This window comes from Pandoraea horticolens (assembly GCF_902459555.1).
Lineage (GTDB): Bacteria > Pseudomonadota > Gammaproteobacteria > Burkholderiales > Burkholderiaceae > Pandoraea > Pandoraea horticolens.
Map to the genome: position 1 here is coordinate 87,044 of NZ_CABPSM010000003.1, position 19,853 is coordinate 106,896.

The window sequence follows — 19,853 nt, forward strand, 5'->3', positions numbered from 1 at the left end:
CATGCACGATTCCATCATCGTTACCGACAACTTCTATCGCGACCCGGACGATGTCCGAACGTTTGCACTGGATCAGGCGTTCACGGTAAAAGGAAACTATCCCGGCGCCCGCACGGGGCCGTTCCTGCACGACGGCGTGATGGACGCTATCCAGAATATCGTCAAGTCGCCGATCACGTATTGGCCGCCGGACACCTACAACGGCGCGTTTCAATACAGCGTCAAGCAGGACATTACGTGGGTGCACGCGGATCACACCACTGTGTGGTCCGGCGTTGTCTACCTTACGCCGGACGCACCACCTCATGCCGGAACGGCGTTCTTCCAGCACAACGAAACCGGCTTCGATCTCTACCCCGACGATGAGCGGCAGCGCGCGTCTTGCGATGCCGACGCAACCGCCTGGGAGCGCTGGACGATGACCGACCGGATCGCAAATCGCTTCAACCGCCTGATTCTGTTCCGAGGCCGTCGCTTTCACGCGAGTCAGGGGCACTTCGGCGACAGCAGGGAAAACGGTCGTTTGTTCCAGACATTCTTTTTCAACACGCAATTCTAATGCGTATCTTCTTACCTGAAGGAGGCAATGAGATGGCAGCTTCGGAACTGTTTTTCCCAGTGGGCTCGCTCGGTCTGAGCAAGGAGCAATCGGCGAAGATCAAGACGGCTTTCGGACATGAGGTCGATAGCGTGCCGCTGTATCGCGTGGTGCCGGTGTCATCCGACGATCGTTACGTGCCGTTGGCCGACGTGCCGGGATTGCCGGGCATTCTCGTGCACTACGGTGACGCGGCGGCATCGGCCGGCGCCAATATCATTGCCTCGGTGATTTCGGATATGGCTCGGGGAACCGACGACTCGGCGGTATTCGCTGCGCATACGAAGCTGATGGCGCCGCACCCGGACGAGAGTGCCGCCAAGGCGCGCGCGCCGGCGGCTGGCAAAACGAAGTGAATTGACGAGTTCGTCTCGATGACTACGCGCAGTGGCAAGGGAAGCGATGTCGCGTCAGGCGGTGCCGGCGACCTTCTGGTGATGGTCAAGGTCGCCGAGCGCTGCAACATCGACTGCGACTATTGCTACATGTATCAGGGTGTCGATCAAGGATGGCGGCAGCGCCCCAAATTCCTGAGCGAGCCTCATCTCGACCAGTTGGTCGAACGTCTGATCGAGCACCGCCGCGCGTTTCCATCGGCACGAATGACGTTGGAGATTCACGGAGGAGAACCGCTGTTGCTCGGCAAACGCCGCACAGCCCGCTTCTTTGAACATCTGCGGCATCGTTTGAGCGAAGCGGAGTTGGCCATCGTGACCCAAAGCAACGGTGTGCTGATAGACACGTCATGGCTGGACTTGTATGCCGAATTTGGTGCGACGCTCGGCATCAGTTGCGATGGCCCCCCTGCGCTGCATGATCGGCATCGATACGATTTCGAGAAGCAAGGCACCGGGGCGCGCGTCGAGCAAGCGATTCGCCTATGCCTTTCCTACCCGCAATCGCGGCGCGTGTTCAACGGTGTGCTGGCTGTCATTGATCCAAACAACGATCCGGTGCGAATTCTCGGCTACTTCCGCGCATTGGGGTTGAGCGACGTCGACTTTCTGTTACCCGATGCCAACTTTGCCGCACCTCCCCGGCACATTCAAGCGTATACGCACGCGCGTCTGCTGGCTTTCCTGTGTCGAGGGTTCGATGCGTGGCTTGCCATCGACGACCCTGCCTTTCACGTGCGCATCTTTGAAACGTTCATCCGGGGCGTGCTGGGCCGTCGGTCCGAACTCGACGCATTTGGCGGCGCATTGGCGCCGATTGCGGTGGTCGAGAGCGACGGCAGTTATCGGCTGCTGGACGTGCTTTCCATCTGCAAGACCGATGCGAGTTACACGGGACTCGGTCTTGAGAAGCATAAACTCCAGGACTTCGTCGACCTCGCGCGCACCCGTTATCCCGAGGTTCACGCGGCGTGTCGCGAATGTGAGGCGTTTGTCGCATGCGGTGGCGGCTATGTCGCTCATCGCTTCGACGGAGAGAGCTACGACAATCCCAGCTTCTATTGCAGCGCGTTAATCGGCTTCTATCGACATGTCCGAGCGCACGTGAATCGCCTCTCGACAGCAACGCCTATCGGCTAAGGCGGCGCGCGTTCGATGCCGGGCGCGACATCGATGCGCCCGAGATCGACCGGAGTCGTCTTCCGCGAAGCGGCGCGAGACCGCGCTGCTGTCCTTCCTTTCCGTCCTCAACTTCCCTGACGTGCTGCCATCTGCGGCACGAAAAGATCGCTCCACTTGGCCGGACGCGTCTTGATCGTGCCCGCACGGCCCATGAATTCGACGTACTGCATCAAGCCATTGGGTGTCGTGGTGAATTGCAGACCCGGGTCAGCGAGCATCTGCTCGATTTCGGCCTGCGGCAGATTCATCTTCGACACACGCAGGAACGTCTTCGCCGCACCCACACGATCCTTCGCGATGTAGGCGGCGGCTTCTTCCTGAGCGTCCAGAATCGCTTGCACCAGCTTCGGATTCTGCACGGTGAATTGCTTCGGCGCGAACACTACGTCGATGGTGATGTTGCCGAGCACATCCGTCGAATTCAGCACGCGCTTGATGCGCGGGTCCTTCAGTTCCTGATATGAGAACGGCGGCGAGGTGAAGTGCGCGGTGATTTCCGTCTTGCCTGAGAGCAGTGCGCTCAGTGCTTCCGGATGGCTCAGGCTGACCGTCTGCGGATCGAGCTTCGCGTAATTCTCGATGCCGAACGTCTTCGCCACGGCCATTTGCAGCAACACGGCGGAGAGCGACGTCTTGATGCCCGGAATCGCGATCTTGTCCTTCGGCGTGAAGTCCTTGAGCGACTTGATGTTCGGGTTGTTCGTATTGAGCCAGAGCGGCCCGGTCGACAGCGCCGACAGACCGATCACTTCCGAGCGCGGAATGCCGTGCGCTTTCGACCACAGCGTGACGAAGCCCGGCGCGCCCGTGCCTGCGACATCGAGATTGCCGGCGAGCATTGCGTCGTTGATGACGTTGCCGCCGTCGAGTATGGTCCACGTGGTCTTCACGTCGCCGAGCCCCAGCGCCTTGGCGCGCTTCTCGACGAGTTGCTGGTCGCGCATGACCATCAGCGGCAGATAGAGAATGCCGTAGCCATGCGAGAGGCGCACGGTGCTGGCTTCGGCGTGAGCGGCGTTGCCGAGCGTGGTGAGGGCCGTCGTCGCGGCGAGCGTCAGTGCGCTTGCCCAGCGGGCAAAACGGGCAAGACGTGTGGAAGGGGTGGAATGGCGTCGGTTCATGGTGTTGTCGTCTCCGGATAGTTCGAATTATTCATGCCCCCGAAGGGGCGTCAATCAGACACGGCCGCAAATTTGCAGATCAATGCTGCATGCCCCAGCGACGCAGCGTGCGTTTCTCGATGCGGGCGAACAGCAGGTTCTCGACCGCGAGCCCGATCAGAATCACGAAGAACAGCCCGGCGAAGACGTTGGCCGTCTCCAGCGAATTGCGGTTCTCGAAGATGTACCAGCCGAGGCCGCCTGAGCCCGAGGACACACCGAACACGAGTTCTGCGGCAATCAACGTGCGCCACGCAAATGCCCAGCCCACCTTCAGCCCGGTGAGAATGCTAGGAAACGCGGCCGGAATGAGCACATGCCGAACCAGCGCGAAACGCTTGAGTCCGTAGTTCTGACCGACCATGCGCAGCGTTTTCGATACGCCGCGAAAGCCGCTGTGTGTGTTCAGTGCCACGGCCCACAGCACCGAGTGGACGAGCACGAAGATCACGCTGCCGTTGCCGAGCCCGAACCAGATCAGTGCGAGCGGCAGCAGCGCGATGGCCGGCAGCGGATTGAACATGGCGGTGAGCGTCTCGAGCAGGTCGTTGCCGATCTTCGAACTGATGGCGACGGTGGTGAGCACGGCGGCGAGCGCAATGCCGATGCCATAGCCGACGAGCAGCGTCTTGAGCGAGATCGCGGCGCGCAGCAGCAGCACACCGCTCGTCAGACCGCTCGCGAACGCGCCGACGGTGTCGGTGAAACTCGGAAAGAGCAGCGCGTTGTCGAGCCAGCGGCCGTAGATTTCCCAGATGATGGCGAGCACGCACAGGATCACGGTCTTGCGCAGCCAGCTCAGGCGGTAGAGGGTCTCGAAGGTGGAGAGCGGGCGCTGAATCGAGGATAACTCGGCCGGCGTCGGCTCCAGCACGATCTCGGGCCGGTACACCGGTTCGATGGGCGCTTGCGCGGACGAGGTGGGGTGTTGCGAGGCGATGGCGTTCATGAGCGTCTCCTCAGTGGGCCGCGAACAGCAGTTGATCGATGCGCGTCTCGAGCGCGCTCTGGTGCGCCGTGCCGAGCTGCTCGGGCGCGATGCTGTTGAGTTCGGCCTTGACCTGACCGGGGTGCGGTGAGAGCAGCAGAATGCGCGTGCCGATGCGGATCGCTTCGTCGATGCCGTGCGTGACGAACAGCACCGTGAAGCGTGTGTCGTCCCACAAGCGCAGCAGTTCGTCCTGCATCTTGCGGCGGGTGAGGGCGTCCAGCGCGGCGAACGGTTCGTCCATGAGCAGGACATCGGGCTCCATTGCCATGCCGCGCGCGATGGACACCCGCTGCTTCATGCCGCCGGAGAGCGTGTGCGGATAGCTATCGATGAATTTCGCCAGACCGACTTTTTCGATGTAATACGCCGCCCGTTCGGCGGCGCCACGCCCCTTCAGGCGGCCGCTCGCGGTGAGCGCGAATTCCACGTTCTGGCGCACGGTTTTCCACGGCAGCAGTTGGTCGAACTCCTGGAACACCATCATGCGATCGGGGCCGGGGTCGGTGATCGTGCGGCCTTTGAGGCGAATCTCGCCATGCACCGGGGGCAGATAGCCGCCAATCGCCTTGAGTAACGTCGATTTGCCGCATCCGGACGGGCCAAGCAGCACGAACCGGTCGCCGGGGTAGACGTTGAAGCTCACTTGCTGCGCGGCGGTGACGAGGTAGTCGTCGGTTTTGTATTGCAGCGTGACGTGATCGATTTCCAGCAATGGCGGCACTGCGGGCGCAAGCGTCCCGGCAGCGCCCGCAAGGGGGGCGTCATGCATTGCGTGTCTCCTGAAAGGATGCTTTTATAATCGGCTCGATACTAAGCAGCGAAGCTGTAGCGAAGCTGACATGCCGGGCAGGTGGCGTCCGAATTCAGGGGAAACACCGAGGAAGTTGCCGGCGAATTCCGAGAGAATCGCGGGCATACGCCGGGAGATTCACGGCGGCACGGTGTTCGGGGAGACTTCTCGTGCCCGGCGATACAAAAACGAAGGAGACTCAGGAACCATGCGCATCATGCTGGTGGAAGACACTGCCGATGTCGCCGAAGCGATTGCCACCCAGTTGCGCAAGCTTGGCCATGCGCTCGATTGCGAGTCGGACGGCGCGGCCGCGGCGGCGCGCATCGGCGACGACTACGACCTGCTGATCCTCGACGTCATGCTGCCGCACGTCGACGGTTTCGAACTGCTCAAGCGAGTTCGCGAACGCGGCTTGTCCACCCGGGTGCTGATGCTTACCGCTTGTGCCGAGATCGAAGAGCGGGTGCGCGCCCTCGACCTCGGGGCCGACGATTACCTCACCAAACCCTTCGATTTTCGCGAGCTGGAAGCGCGCGTGCGAGCCCTCATGCGTCGCACCGGGCAGGACGCCACGAACCGGTTGACGTGCGCGAATCTCTCGCTCGATCGCAAGAGCCGCGGCGTGGAGATCGACGGGCAGCCGATCGAGCTTACGCGCCGCGAAGTGACGTTGCTTGAAATCCTCGCGGCGCGCCCGGGACGCATCTTCGGCAAGGACGAACTCATGGATCGCCTGTACGGCGACGAGCCCGCCCCGAATGCGAACGCCATCGAGCAATACGTCGCCCGTTTGCGCAAGAAGCTGGCGGCGGCGCAATTCCAGATTCGCACGTTGCGCGGACTGGGTTACCAACTCGTGCTGTCATGATCGTTCCCGGCCGGTCACTGTATTTGCGGCTGGTGGTGCGCATGGGCGCCGTGCTGGCGTTCGCGGTGGCGGCGGTGTTGCTTGGTATCTGGTTCTCGACCCGTGCTGCCGTCGATCGTGCGTATGATCGCTGGCTGCTCGGCAGCGCGCTGCAAGTGGCCGAGAACACCTGGTATCAGAACGGCGAAGTGAATGTTGACGTACCGCTCGCCGCTTTTTCCGCACTCGCGCCGGGCGATCAGATCTTCTACGCCGTGCTCGATCCGAATGGCCGTTCCGTGGCCGGAGATTCCGAGTTCCATCCGGCCATTCCGTGGGACAAGTTGGCCGATGGCCCCATCGTTGTCGACGGCACCTATCAGGAGATGCCGATCCGCATCGCGATCGTCGGACGCCGCATGCCGGTGACCGCCCCCCATCCGTGGGCGGTGGTGGCGTTAGCGCATACGCAGAATGCACGGGTGCGATTCACACGCGGGCTGGCGGACAACACGCTGCTCATCACCATCGCGACCGGGGTGCTGACAATGCTCGCCGCCCTATGGACGTTGCGTCAGGCTCTCTTGCCGCTCAAGCAGATCGAGGCGGCGATTCGGGCGCGCGATTCGAACGACCTTGAGCCACTGGCGGTGACCGTGCCCGCCGAGACGCTGGCGCTCGTGGGCGCGATCAACGATTTCATGCGACGGCTCGCGACATCGCGCGCGCTGATGCGACGCGTGATCGGCGATGCGGCGCATCAACTGCGCACACCGGTGACGGCGCTCACGGCGCAGGCGGAATTGCTCACGCAGACGCAGGACGCCGCCGCACGTCAGACACATATCGCACGCATTCAGAAGCAGGCGCGCGGACTGGGCGGACTCATCCACCAACTGATCAATCATGCGATGGTGCAGCATCGGGCCGACAGCGTGGCGCCGGTGCCTGTCGATCTGAACGAGTTGTTGCAGACGGCCATGCGCGAGACGCTCTCTTACGCCACGCGCGACATCGACGTTGCGCTTCAGGCGCCGGAGACGCCTTGCATGATCCTCGGTGACCCGCTGAGCCTGCGCGAAGCGATCAAGAACGTGCTGGTCAATGCATTGGCCTACGGTGCGCCGCATCGGCTTCATGTCGACGTGACGGGCGAGCACGATCAATGGCGTTTGCGTTTCTTCGACGACGGGCCGGGCATCCCGGAGGCGGAGTGGCAGCGTGTACGCACGCCATTCTCTTCTCGCGCGGATGGCCGCGAAGGGGCAAGTCTGGGACTGGCGATGGTTGCCGAAGTGATTCAGGCCCACGGCGGGCAGATGACCTTCGAGCGGGGGGAAGGCGAGGGCTTTGCCGTGGTGTTGACGTTGCCGATGGCGGCATAAGAAAATCGGCTCGTCTCCGAACCGATTTTTCTACCACGCGGCGGCGAGGCCAACGCTCAGAAGGAATGCTCTTGCGTCGGGAACGTGCCGTGCTTGACTGCTTGCACATACGCTTCGATGGCCGCAGCGATGCTCGGCTGGCCATCCATGAAGTTCATCGAGAACTTCGGCGACTTGCCGGGGAACACGCCCAGCATGTCTTGCAGCACGAGCACTTGCCCGTCGCAGGCGGGACCGGCGCCGATGCCGATGGTCGGCATTGTCGGCAACTCCGGCGTGACGCGCGCGGCCACGGCGGCCGGAATCGCTTCGAGTACGACCAATTGCGCACCCGCTGCTTGCAACGCACGGGCATCGTCGAGCAAACGTATCTGCGCGGCATCTTCGCGCGCCTGCACCTTGAAGCCGCCGAAGGCGTGCACCGACTGCGGCGTCAGCCCCAGATGGGCACACACTGGAATGCTGCGCTCGACCAGGAAGCGGATCGTCTCGGCAAGCCAATCGCCGCCTTCGATCTTCACCATCTGCGCACCGGCCTGCATGACGGACACCGCGCTCTGATACGCCTGCTCCTTCGTGCCATACGTGCCGAACGGCAGATCGGCCAGCACCACAGCCTTGTTGACGCTGCGCGCGACACACTCGGTGTGATAGCAGATGTCGCGCAACGTGACGGGCAGCGTCGTGCGCTGGCCCTGAATCACGTTGCCCAGCGAGTCGCCAACGAGAATGGCATCCACGCCCACGCGGTCGAGCAGCGCGGCAAAACTCGCGTCATAAGCCGTGAGCATGGCGATCTTCTCGCCACGTTCGCGCATCTGGGCCAGTCCGGGAACGGTCACGGCCTTGCGGTTGGGTTCTTGCAGATAACTCATGTCAGCCTCGGTTCAGGAGGGGTCGCTGGCGCGACGCTCGGGTCTGGAGACGCTCAGGGACGAGCGCCCTTGACGAAGACTTCCTTGCGCCCGCGCATCTGATCGATGCGTTCTACCAGCAGGGCGAAGTCGCTGTCGTCGTGTGCCGGGTCGAATTGTTCCGTGTCGACAGTCAATACCGGCGCGGCGGCGTAATGATAGAAGAATTCGCCGTAGATGTCGCACAACGCGCGAAGATAGGTATCCGGAATTTGCTGTTCCATCGGAATCGCGCGCTTCTGAATGCGCGCGAACAGCGTCTCGGGACTCGCTTGCAGATGAATGACGAGATCCGGTGCCCGGTGCGGCCGCTCGATATGCGCTACGAGCTTGCGGTACAGCTCGAGTTCGTCGGCGGCGAGCGTGAGTCGCGCGAACAGGCCATCCTTCTCGGGAAGGAAGTCGGTGAAGATCGGCTTGCCGTCGATATCGCGCCGCGCAATTTCCGTCGCTTCGTCCACACGTTGCAGACAGAAAGACAACTGCGCAGGCAGTGCATGTCGTGCACTGTCGCGGTAGAAACGTTCGAGAAAGGGATTGAGCGCAGGCTGCTCGAGCATCACGTCGGCGCCGGCGGTATCGGCGAGTCGCCGCGCCAGCGACGTCTTGCCAACCCCGATAGGGCCTTCGACGGCCAGATAGCGAAAACGCCCGAGGACGGGCGATCTCATGGTGCGTAGGCTCGTTTCGTCGGGCAGCAGCACTGCTCGACGCGCTCGATGCGCTGGTCTGCGACATTCGCCAGCAGGGCGCTCACACGCCCCACGCCGGGAATGTCGAGTTCGGGCGCCAGATCTGCGAGCGGGCGCAGCACGAAGGCGCGCAGCGCTAGGCGCGGATGCGGCACGATCAGATCGGGCTCTGCAATGCGCTCGTCGCCGTACAGCAGCAGATCGAGATCGAGCGTGCGTGGCGCGTTCTTGTACGGCCGCTCACGCCCGAAATGCAGTTCGATCTTCAGACACATCGTGAGCAATTGGCGGGCGCTCAGACTTGTCTCGACGGCGACGGCGCAGTTGAGATAGTCGTCACCGCTCGACTCGATGGGAGCAGTGCGATACAGGTCGGACTTGGCCGTGATGGTGATGCCAATCTGCTGTGCGAGACAGATGATGGCGTCCTTGATCGCTTGACGGGCGTCGCCGAGATTCGCGCCGAGCCCGATATAGGCAACAGTCATGAAGCACCTTCGGAACCATGCTGTCGCGATGATACCCGCTTGCCATGATTTTCGCTGGCAGCATTCTCATTGCCGCCACCGCCGTCTCCACGATCGCCGCCCGAGCCCTCGCCACCCCCGCCACTCGACGGTTTGCGACGGCGGCGGCGCCGCTTCGCGGCCGGCGCCGTGCTTCCCGATCCGCTGCCCTGAGCGAGCAACGCGTCGCGCGCTGCGGCGTCGCCTTCGAGGAAGTCTGTCCACCACTGACCGGCTTCGGCCGGGACTTCACCCGACTCGCAACGTAGCAGCAGGAAGTCGTAACCGGCGCGCAGACGTGGATGCTCGAGCAGTCGCAGCGGCGTGCGGCCCACGCGCTTGTCCAGGCGCACCTGCAAGCCCCAGATTTCCTTCATGTCGGCGACGAAACGGCGCTGGATCGCCAGCTTGCCCGTTTGCGCGTCGAGCACGTCGTCCATGGCCAGATGCAACGCCGGAATCGGATATTCGCCTGCACTCTGATAAGCCTGCCACTTTTCGAGCACGAGATGCCACAGGAGTGCGGCGAACAGGAAGCCCGGCGAGACCGGTTTGCCCGCGCGAATGCGCGCGTCGGTGTTGGCAAGCGCCAGCGTGACGAATTTCTCGCCCAGCGGCTGCTCCAGCACGACGTCGAGCAACGGCAGCAAGCCGTGATGCAGCCCTTGCGTGCGCAGTTGCTGCACGCATGCCCAGGCATGCCCCGAGAGCAACAGCTTGAGCATCTCGTCGAACAGACGCGCCGCAGGCACGTTGTCGACGAGCGGGGCCAGGTGCGGAATCGGGGCGGCCGTGGCTTCGTCGATCTTGAAGCCGAGCTTGGCCGCGAATCGAACCACGCGCAGCATGCGCACGGGGTCTTCGCGGTAGCGCGTGGCGGGGTCGCCGATCATGCGCAGCACGCGCTTCTGAATGTCTTCCCAGCCGTGGTGATAGTCGTGCACCGTCTGGGCCGCCGGGTCGTAATACATGGCGTTGATGGTGAAGTCGCGCCGCGCGGCGTCTTCATCCTGCTCGCCCCAGACGTTGTCGCGCAGCACGCGGCCCGATTCGTCGGTGACGTGCGTCTTGCGGTCGAGTTCGCCTTTTTTCGGACGACGCGTACCGATCTGCTCGCTGTCGACGGCATCGACCAACGCCCGGAACGTGGAGGTCTCGATGATCTCCTGCCCGAACTGCACATGCACGATCTGGAAGCGGCGGCCGATGATGCGCGCGCGTCGGAACAGGCGTTGAACCTCTTCGGGCGTGGCGCTCGTGGCGACGTCGAAGTCTTTAGGGGCGATGCCCAGCAGCAGATCGCGCACGGCGCCGCCGACGATGAACGCCTTGAAACCGGCTTGCTGCAACGTGTCGGTCACGCGCACGGCGTTCTTCGAGAGCAGGCTCGGATCAATGCCGTGGACCGAGACCGGGATGACGACCGGCTGGCCGGCGGCGGGCGGGTTGCCTGCGACGCCGGCGCTCTGGCTGTCTTTGCCCAGCAGTTTCTTGATGAGTTTGCGGATCACTGGAACAACTCGAGAATGGGCCAGCGACGCGCCAGCGCGATGCCGCGCAGCGCCTCATCGGGGTTCGTTGCCACCGGATGGTTCACTTTCTCCATCAGGGGGACGTCGTTGGCGGAATCGCTATAGAAAAATGCGTGGTCGAAATCGCTCCACGTCTTGCCCAGGCTCGAGAGCCAGGCTTCGGTGCGCGTAATCTTGCCCTCGCGGAAGCTCGGTGTACCGACGTATTCGCCGGTATAACGCGCGTTCGGATCGTCACCCGCGGTCGCCGGCTCGGTGCCGATCAGATGATCGATGCCGAAGGCCTTGGCGATCGGCCGCGTGACGAACGTGTTGGTGGCCGTCACGATGGCGCACAGGTCGCCCGCGTTGCGGTGCACGTCGAGCAGTTCGAGCGCTTCGGGACGGATGTGCGGCAGGATCGACTCTTCCATGTATTGCGTGTGCCATGCGTCGAGCTGGTCACGCGGATAGCGTGCGAGCGGCGCGAGGCAGAAACGCAGATAGGCCGGCATATCGAGCCGGCCTGCGCGGTAGTCCTGATAGAAAGCCTCGTTGGCCTGCGCGTACGAGTCACGCTCGACCGCGCCTTGGCGCACGAGGAAACGGCCCCACTCTTTGTCGCTGTCGGTTGGCAGCAGGGTGTGGTCGAGATCGAAGAGAGCTAAATTGGTCATTGCGCGAATTTTACCTGAAGCTAGGGTCTGCCTAGTTTTTACCGTCGGGGGTGACGGGATCGGTGTGGGTGAGCATCTGGCGCAGTAACGGTAAGGTCACCGCACGTTTCTGTTCCATCGAAAAGCGGTCCAGGCGATCGAGCAATGCCATCAGGCTCGACATATCGCGCTGGAAGTGAGTGAGCAGGTAGGCGGGCACGTCGGCTGCCAACTGCAAGCCGCGCTCGCGGGCGGCATTCTGTAACGCCTGTTTCTTGCCGTCGTCGTCGAGTCCCACAATGTGAAAAACGAGACCCCAACCGAGACGGGTGCGTAAATCTTCGCGCAGCGGCATGTCGACCGGCGGCTGCGAGCCTGCTGCCACGAAGGCGCAATGCGGACGGGCGCGCGTCTCGTTGAACAGATTGAAAGCTGCAATCTGTTGGGTGGGCGAGAGGTTGTCGCAGTCGTCGACGCAATAGACCGTGCTCTCGTCGTCGAACGTGAAGGCCGCCAACGGGCTGTTCGGGCGCAGATAGCGTGCGCTCGGGCCGACGGCGTGGCACAGCGCCTCCATCAGGTGGGTGCGGCCGGACCCGGCAGCCCCCCAGAGGTAGACGCCGCGGTCGCGTGCCGTGCCGGCCGAGAGTTCGGCATTCAGGCCGGCGAGCATCAACGCCGGCTCGCGATTGGGCCCGACAATGAAATTGTCGAACGTCGCGGGCGGCGGTGTGCCGAGGTCGAGATACAGTTGCTGGATCACGAACGAAGAAAGCCGGCGCAAGGCCGGTACAGTACGGTTGTGCGGGGCACGACGGCCTTCGCCGGCGTCCGATATCCGGTTTGCGTGCCGAAAGGACACGCGCATCGGGTAAAATCGCATTTTACCGAACCTTGATGCATTCCCGTCATGTCACACCCTAACGAAACTTCCGGCCTTTCCTATCGCGACGCTGGCGTCGACATCGAAGCGGGCGACGCATTGGTCGAAGCGATCAAGCCGTTTGCCAAGAAAACCCTGCGCGACGGCGTGCTGGGCGGCATCGGCGGCTTTGGCGCACTGTTCGAAGTGCCCAAGCGCTACAAGGAGCCGGTACTCGTTTCGGGGACCGACGGCGTGGGCACCAAGCTCAAGCTGGCCTTCACGCTGAACAAACACGACACGGTCGGCCAGGATCTGGTGGCCATGAGCGTGAACGACATTCTGGTGCAGGGCGCCGAGCCGCTGTTCTTCCTCGACTACTTTGCCTGCGGCAAGCTGGACGTGGCCACGGCCGCGACCGTCGTCAAGGGCATCGCCCAGGGCTGCGAGCTGGCCGGTTGCGCGCTGATCGGCGGCGAGACGGCGGAAATGCCGAGCATGTACCCGGACGGCGAGTACGATCTGGCCGGTTTCGCGGTCGGCGCCGTGGAAAAGAGCAAGATCATCGACGGCACGACCATCGTGCCGGGCGACGTGGTGCTGGGCCTGGCTTCGTCGGGTGCGCACTCGAACGGCTATTCGCTGGTTCGCAAGATTATCGAAGTCGCCAAGCCGGATCTGGACGCCGACTTCCACGGCCAGCCGCTGCGCGACGTGCTGATGGCGCCGACGCGTATTTACGTCAAGCCGCTGCTGGCGCTGATGCAGACGCTGCCGGTCAAGGGCATGGCCCACATCACGGGCGGCGGTATCGTCGAGAACATCCCGCGCGTGCTGCAAGACAATCTGACGGCCGACATCTCGAAGAACGCCTGGACGCTGCCGCCGCTGTTCCAGTGGCTGCAAACGCACGGCAAGGTGGCCGACGCCGAAATGCACCGTGTGTTCAACTGCGGCATCGGCATGGCGGTCATCGTTTCGGCGACCGACGCCGATGCGGCCGTCAAGCACCTCGAAGCGTCGGGCGAGACGGTCTACCGTTTGGGCACGATCCGCGAGCGCAAGGAAGGCGAGACGCAAACGATCGTGTCGTGAGACATCGGGAGGGCGATGCCCTTCCCGCATTAGGAATGCACTGAAAGCCCGCCGGGGATCACCTCGGCGGGCTTTTCTTTTGGGCGCGCGCAAGCAAGGTCAGCGCAGGGCCGTGTCGGCCGACGACTCATCCAGAGCGGCGGCGTGGGTGCGCGGCTTGCCGCTGAGGCAGGCCAACACGACGGCGGCGCACAGCAGGGTGACGATCGCGAGCCCGTCGAGCAAGGTTGCGAAAGCGCGTTCGTAAGCACTGCGTAATGCTGCCTCGCTCCACGCCGGAACGCTTGTCGCTGCCCCGTGCAGATCCCCCGCGACGAGTCGGTTGACGGCCGCACGCGCTACGTCGGGCGTCACCGTGCCATGCAGGTCGGGCAGTTGCGCACTGATCATGGCGATCAACACGGCGCCAACGATGGCGAGCGCCACGCCCTCACTGGCCACACGCGTCGTATTGAAAATGCCCATGGCCATGCCTGCGCGATCCGTCGGCACCACATTCACCGACAGCCCGTCCATTAGGCCCCACGGTATCGCGCTCCCGGCGCCGATCAGCAGCATCGGCCACAGCGAGGGGCTCAACGCGCCTGCCTCGGGCGAACTGGCCGCGCGTGCCAGCCACGCCAGACCTGCCGCAGCGAGCACCAACCCTGTACTGCACAGCACGCCTGCGGGCATGCGCCGCGCCAACTGCGTGGCAATGAAGGGCATCACGAGCACTGGCAGCGACAAGGCCATCATGCGCAAGCCGGCCACGACCTCGTTGTCGCCGTGCACGCCGATGAAGCGCAGAGGAAGCAACACCAGCAGCACGATGTAGCAACAGCACGTGGCGATGGGCAGCATCTGCACGCCGATGAAACGCACGTAGCGAAAGAGCGACAGGTCGAGCATCGGATGCGCCACGCGCCGTTCGATGACGACGAACGCGAAGGCCAATACCCCCGCGAGCGCAAGCGCGACGATGACCTCCGGCGCCGTTGTCCCGAGCGCAGGCGCCTGAATCACGCCGTAGGTGAAGCAAGAAAGCGCGCCGGTGAACGACAGCGTTCCGGGCCAGTCCAGCCCTGCTGCTGCCGCATCGCGCGATTCGCGCACGCTGCATATGCCGATGCCCAGCGCGAGCGCTGCGACGACTGCGGTGGCGATAAACACTCCTTGCCAGCCGAAGCGCGCGATGAGCGTCCCGGCGAGTAACGGCCCGAACGCCAGACCCGCGCCGAAGGTCGTACCCAGCAGACCGTAGGCGCGCGCACGGGCGTATCCGTCGAAATCCTGCGCCAGCGAGGCGCCACCGCCTGCGAGCGTTGCCGCCGCTGCCACGCCCTGCAATGCGCGAAGCCAGTCGACACTGAGCGCGGTGCGGGACATGGCGAGCGCCAGTGACGTGAGCAGCAAGCACCCTACACCCAGCAGGAAGATGCGTTTGCGCCCAAACGCGTCAGCGCACGCGCCGGCGGCCATCAGACAGCCGCCAAACGCCAGCATGAAGGCACTGGTGATCCAGCGCATCTCGAGCGCGCTGCCATGCAATGCCGCACCGATGGCCGGTGTGGCAACCGCACCGCCCGAGAAGCTCATGGGCAGGAGTACTGCGGCGAGACACACGGAAAAGAGGCCCAGCAGACGGCGGCGCAACGAGGCGCCTGCGCGCGGCGGGAGCCGGGAAGTCTTGGTCGACATGAAGAAAGTCCTGATGAAGACGTGCTGACACGCGTCTGAAGTGGAAAGGGAACGTTGGTCGACGTCACGTCATACATGCTAGAAAATCGTCAATGCCAAATAAAGAGTCGAATGGTTCGTAGATTAAGGAATAAAATTCCGCAATTGACGGTGAGCAGCGAACTGCATAGGAGCGCGTGACGATGGACAATCTGGCGGAAATCTCCGCGTTCGTGAACGCAGCCGAGGCGTTGAGTTTCGTGGCGGCGGGGCGGGCGATGGGGGTGTCGGCGTCGGCGGTCGGCAAGCAGATTGCACGGCTCGAAGCGACACTCGGTGTGCGGCTTTTCCAGCGCAGTACGCGACGCGTGAATCTGACGGAGGCTGGCCAACTGTATTACGAGCGCTGCCGGCGAGTGCTCGACGAACTGGCCGACGCGCGCGCCGTGCTCTCGCAGGTATCGCAGACGCCGCGTGGCAAATTGCGCGTCGGGCTGCCTGTCACGGCTTACCGGTTTGTGATGCCGTTGCTGCCGGCGTTCACCGAAGAGTATCCCGACGTCGAACTCGATCTGGATTTCGACGACCGCATCGTCGATCTGATCGAAGGCGGTCTGGACGTGGTCATTCGCAGCGGCGACTTACCGGACTCGACGCTCATGTCGCGTCGAGCGGGACCGTTTCGTTTCGTGCTGAGTGCGTCGCCCGTCTATCTCGCGCGGCATGGCACGCCGCAAACCCCGAGCGATCTCGAAACGCACGCATGTATCCGCTTTCGGTTTCCGACGTCGGGAAAGTTGCAGCCTTGGGCGTTCGTCTCCGAGGTGACGCGCGAGCCCAAGTTGCACACCCGCCTCACGTGCAACAACATGGAAGCATTGTTGAGTGCGACGACGCACGGGCTGGGCATCGCGTACATGCCTGACTTTCTCGCGCGCGACGCGCTTGCCGCAGGCGACCTTCAGGTGTTTCTCGGCGACTATCTGGAAAACCCCGGCCAGTTCTGGATGCTCTGGCCGTCGAGCCGTCATCTCTCGCGCAAGTTGCGAGTGTTCGTCGACTTCATGTGCGACCGGATGCTGTAGGGGGGGGAGCGCTGGCCTTGCGTCAGCGCTTCATGCGGGCTTCGACGGCGCGCATGACATCCTCGAGCGTGGACTCCATCACCCGCACGAGGTCGTCGAGTTGCGTGTTGGGGGCGGCGGTGCGCGGCGTGATGCGCAGCGTGTGAAACGGCATCGACGGCTCGAAGCGGCGCAACACGAGATTGGAGTCGAGAAAATCATAGGCGGACACCGGGTGCAGCAAGCCGATCCCGACGTTCTCTTTGACCATCGTGCCGATGTTGACGGAGTAGCGCGCCGTGGCGACGACCTGCTGATGGAGGTTGCCGTCCGCGAAGAGCTGATCCATGCCCCAGCGCACCATGTCGGTCGGCTCGTACGACAGAATTGGCTGCCCCTTCAGATCGGCCAGACGGATCACTTTCTTGCGGGCGAGCGCATGGCCCGACGGCAGGGCGCAGATCGCGTCGAGCTTGGCGAACGAGACGGCGTCGGTTGCGGCGACATCGATGGTGTTGGTCACGAGACCCAGCGCGAGTTGGTGCGTGACGACCTGATCGCGAATGAGATCCGACGCGCCCGTGGTCAGGGCGAGTTGCACGCTCGGATGCCGTGCCCGATAGCCGGCCATCACGCGCGCGAAGAAGCCGAGGCCGAACGACACCACGGACCCCACACGAATGACGGCCTTATCGGGGTTGCGCAGATTGAGCGCGAATTCGCGGATGTTATCGAGCCCGGCATAGCGGCGCTCGACTTCCTCGAAGAGTGCGAACGCCTTGGCCGTGGGCTCGAGCCGGCCGCGCGCGCGGTCGAACAGCGTGAGACGCGTCGAACGTTCTAGATCGGCCACGAGACGGCTGACCGCAGACTGCGACGTGCCGAGCACCTGTGCCGCTTTGGTGGTCGTGCGCGTGAGCATCAGCGCCCGAAAGGCGTCGATGTGCCGGAAATCCATCGATTCTCCACGGAAGGGTTTGCGCTTGTGCCGCACGCTGTGCCGCAACGCGTGCGGTACTCGCCTTACAGCGCGAAAGCGTGGATTCTACCGCCCTTCATCACCATCGGAATCTGTTCCCCCTGACCGAGCAGGCAGTCCAGCGATGCAAGCGGATTGCCGTCGACGATCAGCACATCGGCGTGCGCACCGGGCACGATCTCGCCCAACTGCCCGGACTGGCCGAGCACCTCGGCGCCGATGACCGTGGCGCTTCGCAGAATCTCCGCCGGCGAGAGCACTTCGGCGCGCAAACGGAATTCGTCGCTTTGCAGACGCTGCGACTCGCCCAGCAGATCCGAACCGTAGCCCATCTTCACACCCGCCTCGCGGAAGATCTCCAGCGAGCGCAGCCCGGCCGCATGCACGTTGGCGATCTTCGCCACGCTATCGTCCGGCAGACCGAGTGACTTGCCTTCGTTGGCGAGGGCGTCGTAGGTCACCAGCGTGGGCACCACGTAAGCGCCCTGGCTGGCCATGTAGCGCGCAGTGGGGGCGTCGACGAGATTGCCGTGCTCGATGGTGCGCACACCGCAACGCACGGCGCGCTCGATGGCCTGCGCCGTGTAGGCATGTGCGAGCACATAGGTGCCGCGTGCGCGCGCTTCGGCGACGATGGCGCGGATCTCGTCTTCGGAATAGCCCCATGCCCCGACGGGATCGGTGGGCGACGCCACGCCGCCCGAGGCCATGATCTTGATCTGGTCGGCCCCCATCTGCAATTCTTCGCGCACGGCACGGCGCACTTCATCGACGCCGTCGGCCACGCGTGACAGAGCGCCCACGCGCACGCAGCACGGGCACGGGCCGTCGGTGCCGATGTAGTCGGTGCGCGGGCGTCCGTCGCCGTGTCCGCCGGTCTGACTGATCGCGCGGCCCGACACGAACAGGCGCGGTCCTTCGGCCAAACCGCTGTCGATCGCCTGTTTGATGGCGTACCCCGCACCGCCCGCATCGCGCACGGTAGTGAAGCCGCGACGCAACATGCCTTGCAGTATCGGCACCGACTTGAGCGTGACGAGCACGTTCGGAAGATGCGCTTGCGCGGCGAGATTGAGCTGCGTGGCGTGAACGTGCACATGCAGATCGATCAAGCCCGGCATGACGGTGCGTCCGTGCGCGTCGATCTCGCGCGCGGACTGGGCGCGAATTGGTTTGTCGGACACTTCCTTGATGCGGCCATCCTCGATCAGGACAGCGTAGTGTTCGCGCAACTCGCCCTTGACCGGGTCGAGCAACGCGCAATTCGACAACAGAATCGACTCCATAACCTCTCCTCCGGGATGATGTGTCTGGTCTGCCACTCAGGCCACTCAGCCTGTTCGGCAAACGTGCCTTATGTTCAATCGATCGTGGCGTGGGCGAGCGTGCGCGGCGTGTTGGTCAGCATCACGGGGGTGTCGCCGGTGACGACCGAGTCGTCAAGGCGGAAGCCGCCTAGGCCGTAGACATAGATGCCCGGCTCTGCCGAATAGACTTCGTTGGCCAGCAGCGGGCGATGGTTGAACGCCATGTCGTCCGGGTACTCGTGGCCGATGATGCCCATGCCGTGTCCTGTGCGGTGACGGATGTACTCGCCGCAACCGGCCTTCTCGATGACGGCCTGCGCGGCGGCGTCGATGCCGGACACGGGTTTGCCGGTCACGGCGGCGCTTACGGCGGCTTCATTGGCCGCACGCGCGACCTCGTAGAAACGTGCCTGCTCGCTCGAAGGCTTGCCGCAGAACCATGTGCGTTCGTTCTCGATGACGAGACCGTTCAGGCGCGGGATCACGATATTGACCATGCCGTCGCCCGCGCTGATGCGCGCGCCGCACGATGCGCCGTCGCCGTGCGGCGAGGCCGAGGCAGGGCCGGAGAGTGTCCAGCAGCGCATGACTTCGAGGTTCTCGCCGGGAAAGCGCTTCGCGCCTTCGGTGACCATCAGCGCGGCCATCGAATAATCGAGTTCCTGCACAAGGCGCCCCGGACGAATGTTCTCGCGATAGCGGTCCTGCACCCAGTCGGCCAGTTCGGCAGCGGCGCGCATGACGGCGATTTCCTCTTCGTGCTTGACCCAGCGAAGCGCGCGCATCTCGGCGAGCATCGGCACGAGTTTCACGTCGGGCAGCAACGCACCGGCGCGCCCGAGCGGGCCACCGGCCGCGTCGACACCGATGCGCGAGCCGGCGAGACCGGCAGCGCGCAGCGTATCGGCGATCAGGGCGGGAACTTCGGCGAGCAGCGGCTGGCGTTGCGTCACACGGGGATGCTCGGCATAGAGCGTGACGAGATCGAGATCGAGCCAAAGATGGCCGCGTTCGCGGGCCATCATCAAGTGATGCGTGGATAGCTCGTTCATCACCGCAAAAGGCTCGCCGTTCCGCGGTACGCAAATGGCAATCGGGCGCTCCCATGTCTGCACGTCCACATGAAAGTTCGTGGCCCACTGGAAGAAGTCTGCGGCGGTAAGCACGAGTGCATCGACGCGAGTCCTGTCCATCAGTTCGTTCATCAGACTGCGGCGGTACTGGCGTGTGGCGTGAGAGAGTGTCGGCATGGCGAAA

20 protein-coding genes are annotated in these 19,853 nt (G+C 63.7%); 7 read left to right on the forward strand and 13 right to left on the reverse strand.

The features are described from left to right. The first annotated feature begins 1 nt into the window (after position 1). From PHO31112_RS07050 to PHO31112_RS07060, 3 genes are read left to right on the forward strand one after another with little or no spacing between them, the layout of a single operon-like run. Positions 2-559, forward strand: a complete 558-nt coding sequence (locus PHO31112_RS07050; protein WP_150619855.1) for a DUF6445 family protein — start codon at positions 2-4, stop codon at positions 557-559. 32 nt (positions 560-591) lie between these two features. Further along, on the forward strand, positions 592-954 hold the full coding sequence (locus tag PHO31112_RS07055; RefSeq protein WP_150619856.1) for a hypothetical protein: 363 nt from the start codon (positions 592-594) through the stop codon (positions 952-954). An 18-nt stretch (positions 955-972) separates the two neighbouring features. Next, positions 973-2,133 carry a radical SAM protein gene (locus PHO31112_RS07060; RefSeq protein ID WP_150619857.1) on the forward strand — a complete coding sequence of 387 codons (1,161 nt, stop codon included), beginning with the start codon at positions 973-975 and terminating at the stop codon, positions 2,131-2,133. Positions 2,134-2,240: 107 nt separating this feature from the next. Here the strand turns inward: PHO31112_RS07060 and PHO31112_RS07065 are convergent, their stop codons facing one another. The 3 genes from PHO31112_RS07065 to PHO31112_RS07075 form a co-directional block, all read right to left on the reverse strand. Beyond that, entirely contained in the window at positions 2,241-3,296 is a 1,056-nt protein-coding gene (locus tag PHO31112_RS07065) for an ABC transporter substrate-binding protein (protein ID WP_150619858.1), read from the reverse strand. 79 nt (positions 3,297-3,375) lie between these two features. Continuing rightward, positions 3,376-4,284 (reverse strand): ABC transporter permease, encoded by a 909-nt coding sequence (locus PHO31112_RS07070; protein ID WP_246177827.1) that lies wholly within the window; start codon positions 4,282-4,284, stop codon positions 3,376-3,378. A 10-nt stretch (positions 4,285-4,294) separates the two neighbouring features. Beyond that, on the reverse strand, positions 4,295-5,095 hold the full coding sequence (locus PHO31112_RS07075) for an ABC transporter ATP-binding protein (RefSeq protein ID WP_150619859.1): 801 nt from the start codon (positions 5,093-5,095) through the stop codon (positions 4,295-4,297). Positions 5,096-5,324: 229 nt separating this feature from the next. On the opposite strand from PHO31112_RS07075, the gene PHO31112_RS07080 reads away from it, so the two are divergent. Together PHO31112_RS07080 and PHO31112_RS07085 are read left to right on the forward strand one after the other, a co-directional pair. After that, the gene (locus tag PHO31112_RS07080; RefSeq protein ID WP_150619860.1) at positions 5,325-5,987 is read left to right on the forward strand and encodes a response regulator transcription factor; all 663 of its coding nucleotides are present in this window, start codon (positions 5,325-5,327) and stop codon (positions 5,985-5,987) included. After that, positions 5,984-7,351 carry a sensor histidine kinase gene (locus PHO31112_RS07085; protein ID WP_150619861.1) on the forward strand — a complete coding sequence of 456 codons (1,368 nt, stop codon included), beginning with the start codon at positions 5,984-5,986 and terminating at the stop codon, positions 7,349-7,351. Before PHO31112_RS07080 ends, PHO31112_RS07085 begins: the two co-directional genes overlap by 4 nt. A gap of 56 nt (positions 7,352-7,407) precedes the next feature. On the opposite strand, the gene panB is transcribed toward PHO31112_RS07085, so the two are convergent. The 6 genes from panB to hda are packed head-to-tail and all read right to left on the reverse strand — an operon-like array spanning position 7,408 to position 12,393. Next, positions 7,408-8,226: a 3-methyl-2-oxobutanoate hydroxymethyltransferase gene (panB, locus tag PHO31112_RS07090; protein ID WP_150619862.1), complete on the reverse strand. Its 819-nt coding sequence runs from the start codon at positions 8,224-8,226 to the stop codon at positions 7,408-7,410. Positions 8,227-8,279: 53 nt separating this feature from the next. Then, positions 8,280-8,936 (reverse strand): deoxynucleoside kinase, encoded by a 657-nt coding sequence (locus tag PHO31112_RS07095; protein WP_150619863.1) that lies wholly within the window; start codon positions 8,934-8,936, stop codon positions 8,280-8,282. Next, positions 8,933-9,445: a 2-amino-4-hydroxy-6-hydroxymethyldihydropteridine diphosphokinase gene (gene folK / locus PHO31112_RS07100; protein ID WP_150619864.1), complete on the reverse strand. Its 513-nt coding sequence runs from the start codon at positions 9,443-9,445 to the stop codon at positions 8,933-8,935. Before folK ends, PHO31112_RS07095 begins: the two co-directional genes overlap by 4 nt. Next, positions 9,442-10,974: a polynucleotide adenylyltransferase PcnB gene (gene pcnB, locus PHO31112_RS07105; protein WP_150619865.1), complete on the reverse strand. Its 1,533-nt coding sequence runs from the start codon at positions 10,972-10,974 to the stop codon at positions 9,442-9,444. The genes folK and pcnB overlap by 4 nt, the downstream gene beginning before the upstream one ends. Beyond that, positions 10,971-11,651, reverse strand: coding sequence for a histidinol-phosphatase (locus tag PHO31112_RS07110; protein ID WP_150619866.1), 681 nt, complete (start codon positions 11,649-11,651; stop codon positions 10,971-10,973). Before PHO31112_RS07110 ends, pcnB begins: the two co-directional genes overlap by 4 nt. Positions 11,652-11,682: 31 nt before the next feature. After that, positions 11,683-12,393 (reverse strand): DnaA regulatory inactivator Hda, encoded by a 711-nt coding sequence (gene hda, locus PHO31112_RS07115; protein ID WP_150620096.1) that lies wholly within the window; start codon positions 12,391-12,393, stop codon positions 11,683-11,685. A 147-nt stretch (positions 12,394-12,540) separates the two neighbouring features. Here hda and purM point away from each other — a divergent pair, with 147 nt between their 5' ends. Then, complete coding sequence (gene purM, locus PHO31112_RS07120) at positions 12,541-13,587, forward strand: phosphoribosylformylglycinamidine cyclo-ligase (RefSeq protein WP_150619867.1); 1,047 nt, start codon at positions 12,541-12,543, stop codon at positions 13,585-13,587. A gap of 99 nt (positions 13,588-13,686) precedes the next feature. Here the strand turns inward: purM and PHO31112_RS07125 are convergent, their stop codons facing one another. Continuing rightward, positions 13,687-15,267 (reverse strand): MFS transporter, encoded by a 1,581-nt coding sequence (locus PHO31112_RS07125; protein WP_150619868.1) that lies wholly within the window; start codon positions 15,265-15,267, stop codon positions 13,687-13,689. Between the two features lie 182 nt (positions 15,268-15,449). Between PHO31112_RS07125 and PHO31112_RS07130 the strand changes: the two genes are divergently transcribed. Then, on the forward strand, positions 15,450-16,331 hold the full coding sequence (locus PHO31112_RS07130; protein ID WP_150619869.1) for a LysR family transcriptional regulator: 882 nt from the start codon (positions 15,450-15,452) through the stop codon (positions 16,329-16,331). Between the two features lie 22 nt (positions 16,332-16,353). Here PHO31112_RS07130 and PHO31112_RS07135 read toward each other — a convergent pair whose 3' ends face one another. The 3 genes from PHO31112_RS07135 to PHO31112_RS07145 all read right to left on the reverse strand — a co-directional run bounded on the left by PHO31112_RS07135 (position 16,354) and on the right by PHO31112_RS07145 (position 19,846). Next, positions 16,354-17,268 carry a LysR substrate-binding domain-containing protein gene (locus PHO31112_RS07135; RefSeq protein WP_150619870.1) on the reverse strand — a complete coding sequence of 305 codons (915 nt, stop codon included), beginning with the start codon at positions 17,266-17,268 and terminating at the stop codon, positions 16,354-16,356. A 65-nt stretch (positions 17,269-17,333) separates the two neighbouring features. Beyond that, positions 17,334-18,575: a metal-dependent hydrolase family protein gene (locus tag PHO31112_RS07140; RefSeq protein ID WP_150619871.1), complete on the reverse strand. Its 1,242-nt coding sequence runs from the start codon at positions 18,573-18,575 to the stop codon at positions 17,334-17,336. A 74-nt stretch (positions 18,576-18,649) separates the two neighbouring features. Beyond that, positions 18,650-19,846 carry a M24 family metallopeptidase gene (locus tag PHO31112_RS07145; protein WP_150619872.1) on the reverse strand — a complete coding sequence of 399 codons (1,197 nt, stop codon included), beginning with the start codon at positions 19,844-19,846 and terminating at the stop codon, positions 18,650-18,652. Positions 19,847-19,853: the final 7 nt, after the last annotated feature.

Excerpts from the sequence above, each read along its gene's own strand:
- PHO31112_RS07050 (WP_150619855.1), top strand. The coding sequence starts at position 2 with ATGCACGATTCCATCATCGTTACCGACAACTTCTATCGCGACCCGGAC.
- PHO31112_RS07055 (WP_150619856.1), top strand. The coding sequence starts at position 592 with ATGGCAGCTTCGGAACTGTTTTTCCCAGTGGGCTCGCTCGGTCTGAGC.
- PHO31112_RS07060 (WP_150619857.1), top strand. The coding sequence starts at position 973 with ATGACTACGCGCAGTGGCAAGGGAAGCGATGTCGCGTCAGGCGGTGCC.
- PHO31112_RS07065 (WP_150619858.1), bottom strand. The coding sequence starts at position 3,296 with ATGAACCGACGCCATTCCACCCCTTCCACACGTCTTGCCCGTTTTGCC.
- PHO31112_RS07070 (WP_246177827.1), bottom strand. The coding sequence starts at position 4,284 with ATGAACGCCATCGCCTCGCAACACCCCACCTCGTCCGCGCAAGCGCCC.
- PHO31112_RS07075 (WP_150619859.1), bottom strand. The coding sequence starts at position 5,095 with ATGCATGACGCCCCCCTTGCGGGCGCTGCCGGGACGCTTGCGCCCGCA.
- PHO31112_RS07080 (WP_150619860.1), top strand. The coding sequence starts at position 5,325 with ATGCGCATCATGCTGGTGGAAGACACTGCCGATGTCGCCGAAGCGATT.
- PHO31112_RS07085 (WP_150619861.1), top strand. The coding sequence starts at position 5,984 with ATGATCGTTCCCGGCCGGTCACTGTATTTGCGGCTGGTGGTGCGCATG.
- panB (WP_150619862.1), bottom strand. The coding sequence starts at position 8,226 with ATGAGTTATCTGCAAGAACCCAACCGCAAGGCCGTGACCGTTCCCGGA.
- PHO31112_RS07095 (WP_150619863.1), bottom strand. The coding sequence starts at position 8,936 with ATGAGATCGCCCGTCCTCGGGCGTTTTCGCTATCTGGCCGTCGAAGGC.
- folK (WP_150619864.1), bottom strand. The coding sequence starts at position 9,445 with ATGACTGTTGCCTATATCGGGCTCGGCGCGAATCTCGGCGACGCCCGT.
- PHO31112_RS07110 (WP_150619866.1), bottom strand. The coding sequence starts at position 11,651 with ATGACCAATTTAGCTCTCTTCGATCTCGACCACACCCTGCTGCCAACC.
- purM (WP_150619867.1), top strand. The coding sequence starts at position 12,541 with ATGTCACACCCTAACGAAACTTCCGGCCTTTCCTATCGCGACGCTGGC.
- PHO31112_RS07125 (WP_150619868.1), bottom strand. The coding sequence starts at position 15,267 with ATGTCGACCAAGACTTCCCGGCTCCCGCCGCGCGCAGGCGCCTCGTTG.
- PHO31112_RS07130 (WP_150619869.1), top strand. The coding sequence starts at position 15,450 with ATGGACAATCTGGCGGAAATCTCCGCGTTCGTGAACGCAGCCGAGGCG.
- PHO31112_RS07135 (WP_150619870.1), bottom strand. The coding sequence starts at position 17,268 with ATGGATTTCCGGCACATCGACGCCTTTCGGGCGCTGATGCTCACGCGC.
- PHO31112_RS07140 (WP_150619871.1), bottom strand. The coding sequence starts at position 18,575 with ATGGAGTCGATTCTGTTGTCGAATTGCGCGTTGCTCGACCCGGTCAAG.
- PHO31112_RS07145 (WP_150619872.1), bottom strand. The coding sequence starts at position 19,846 with ATGCCGACACTCTCTCACGCCACACGCCAGTACCGCCGCAGTCTGATG.